A 2,408-nucleotide genomic window follows, 5' to 3' on the forward strand; every position below is an offset into this window, starting at 1 on the left:
ACATCAAGATGGCCTTCATCATTCAGGATCTTAAAAATCTCGACGAGATTTATGGCGAGACGTCACGCCATTCCCTGCTCGGCAATTGCGGTTTGCAACTTATTCTCGGCGCCAACGACCAGGCCACTGCTGAGTATGCTTCGCGTGCTCTCGGTAAGAAAACGATCCGATACAAGTCGGAATCTCATACCCTGGAACTCATGGGTCTTCCGCGTCGCACGAAAGTCGAGCAAATCCGCGAACGGGATCTACTAATGCCTCAGGAGATACGCCAGATGCCGGAGGACCGTATGATTCTACTGGTTGAAGGTCAGCGACCGATTTTCGGGAGCAAGCTCAGATACCATGAAGTCGGCCCGTTTAAGATCGCGGCACAAGTGTCGGTGGAGCACCAGCCCGTCGTTCCGGAGGCGGACTTTGTTGCCTCACTTCCAGTACCAGCACTCAGCGATGAATATGGCGGTACTCCCCACGGAGCCGAAGCCGACGTGATTTCACTCGCCCGAGCGACCGGTATTGACAACGTGCCTCTGACGATCGCAAGGAGTCTGCAGGCGAGCTCTCAAGTTAGGAGGGTTCCCCAGAAGAAAGGCAATGCCGCAACCGACGGCGGCAAGGAACTAGCAAGTGACCACATTCCGGGCGTAGAAGGCCGGTTAAAACCGACCGCAGAGCGCTTGCGTAAAGCAATTGAAACCAAGATGGCTCAGGATCCAGGTATTTCTGCACGCGACCGGCTAAGTATTGCTGAAATTCTCAAACAGACAGTTCCCGATCCGGTCGAGATAGGTCTCGCATAGGAGACCAGAGCAGCATTGCAGGTCCAGCTTGTCTCACTACAATCGCGCTGAACATGCTATGCTTGGCAAAAATCCCTCCATATCCATGCCCTGGAGCCGACGCTTCATTTCAGCCACGAAGAAATCTCCATCCAAGCTATGGTGAAGTAGTGATCGAGCACGGCGATCACAAAAACCACGAAAACTATGTAACCAAAAACCGCTGCGATCCCGTCTCGCGTTTTTTTATGTTCTTCGGGAACGATGACGATGGATCTACGATCCTCAGACATTACATTTTCCTCCTACTGTTCTCGATCATCCCGTTCGTCAACCTCACGCTGGAGCTCTTCCAGACGAGGGACATGCTGTTTTGCCGGGTTGCCGCGCGTGGTGTCACCAATGTCCCAGTGGGAGACAGCGTCTCGTTCATTCTCCTGGCCTTCGACCTTGCGGCTTTGCCCGTCGAAATCCCATGCCGATACGCCACCAGGAATACCGCGTTCCGGATCGCCACCCGACAGCTCCGATCCCGCTGAAGCCTTTTCGCGTTCGACCTTCTGGCGTTCGCGTTCGACCGACTGTAACGTAGCCTTTAATTCCTCATCCATTTCGGCAGCTTCGCGGATGAGCCCATTGCCAGCAGCGCCGAGCTCGGCAGCCTTGGTTAGCCGCAAGTCGAGCTCCTGTCTAAGCGCCGCCATTTTGTCCGGACCTTGATCTCCTGCTTCCGGACGTTCTATCGCTGCACGGGACTTCTCTATATCAATGAGAACCTTGTTCGCCGCGTCGGCTGCCGCAAGTCCGTGACGGGAAACCGCATCGTTCCATCTTTGCTTTTCATCGTCCCGGTGTTTGTCAGGGGTGCTGCGCTCCTGTGGTTCGGCCGTCTCGCCGGGTGTGCGCTGCTCATTCAACTCAACCAGCTCCCTGCGGACATTGACATGCTCACGGGCAGCACTCGCAATCTCGTCAAAATCGGCGCGCTCCGACGCCGGCATTGTGCGCTCCGCCCGAAACAGCGCGGTCTCCACGCGCTTTTCGTACGCTTCGAATTCAGGTCGCGTCATGTGGCGCATATCGTCACCCTCCGAAACAAGCTCGCTCAACTTTACCAAATGTGTTCGCAATTGCGAGCTTGAATTTGCATGCCCACCATGTTGCAGCGCCTGAGAGGCGGTTGGCGTCTTCCTTGCCCGCAAGCGATCAATCTGCGCTTCTGCATAACCGCGTACCGCTTGATTCTCCTGCGAATTTGCGACTTCCTGCCATTCCTTCTGCGCCGCCGCACTATAGGCCACGCTGCGCGCAGTATGGGCAAAAACCCGCTCATCAGAGCGCTTCGCATCGTAGCGGCGCTGTGCTGCCTCGCTCGTCCCTTGGTGTTCGGTACGACCGATCGTATTCACCTGGCGAACCTGGTTTTTGGAGTACGCCGCCGGACTGGCGCGCTCCCGCCGGTCCGTCATTTCCATATTGATGCCGTGTGCGCGGGCTTTCTCCGCCATTGTCAGCCGCCAGTGCCGAAACGCGGCAATCGTGGTCTCGATCCTGTTGCCAGCATCGGATCGCATTGCCACGATCGCATGCACGTGGACATGCGGGCGTTTGCCCCCGGCCCCCTCAGCT

The 2,408-nt window shown here is 56.6% G+C and carries 2 protein-coding genes and 1 pseudogene; 1 reads left to right on the plus strand and 2 read right to left on the minus strand.

Features of this window, described 5'->3' with window-relative positions; genetic code table 11:
- A partial coding sequence (locus AAAC48_RS09745; protein ID WP_340653990.1) for a type IV secretory system conjugative DNA transfer family protein occupies positions 1-800 on the plus strand: 800 nt, incomplete at its 5' end.
- Positions 801-904: 104 nt separating this feature from the next.
- Here AAAC48_RS09745 and AAAC48_RS09750 read toward each other — a convergent pair.
- Both AAAC48_RS09750 and AAAC48_RS09755 read right to left on the minus strand, forming a co-directional pair.
- Positions 905-1,072: a hypothetical protein gene (locus tag AAAC48_RS09750; RefSeq protein WP_340653991.1), complete on the minus strand. Its 168-nt coding sequence runs from the start codon at positions 1,070-1,072 to the stop codon at positions 905-907.
- Positions 1,073-1,084: 12 nt separating this feature from the next.
- Positions 1,085-2,408: pseudogene (locus AAAC48_RS09755) on the minus strand (conjugal transfer protein TraA); the annotation flags it as partial.

The organism is Phyllobacterium sp. (genome assembly GCF_037994405.1).
GTDB lineage: Bacteria > Pseudomonadota > Alphaproteobacteria > Rhizobiales > Rhizobiaceae > Phyllobacterium.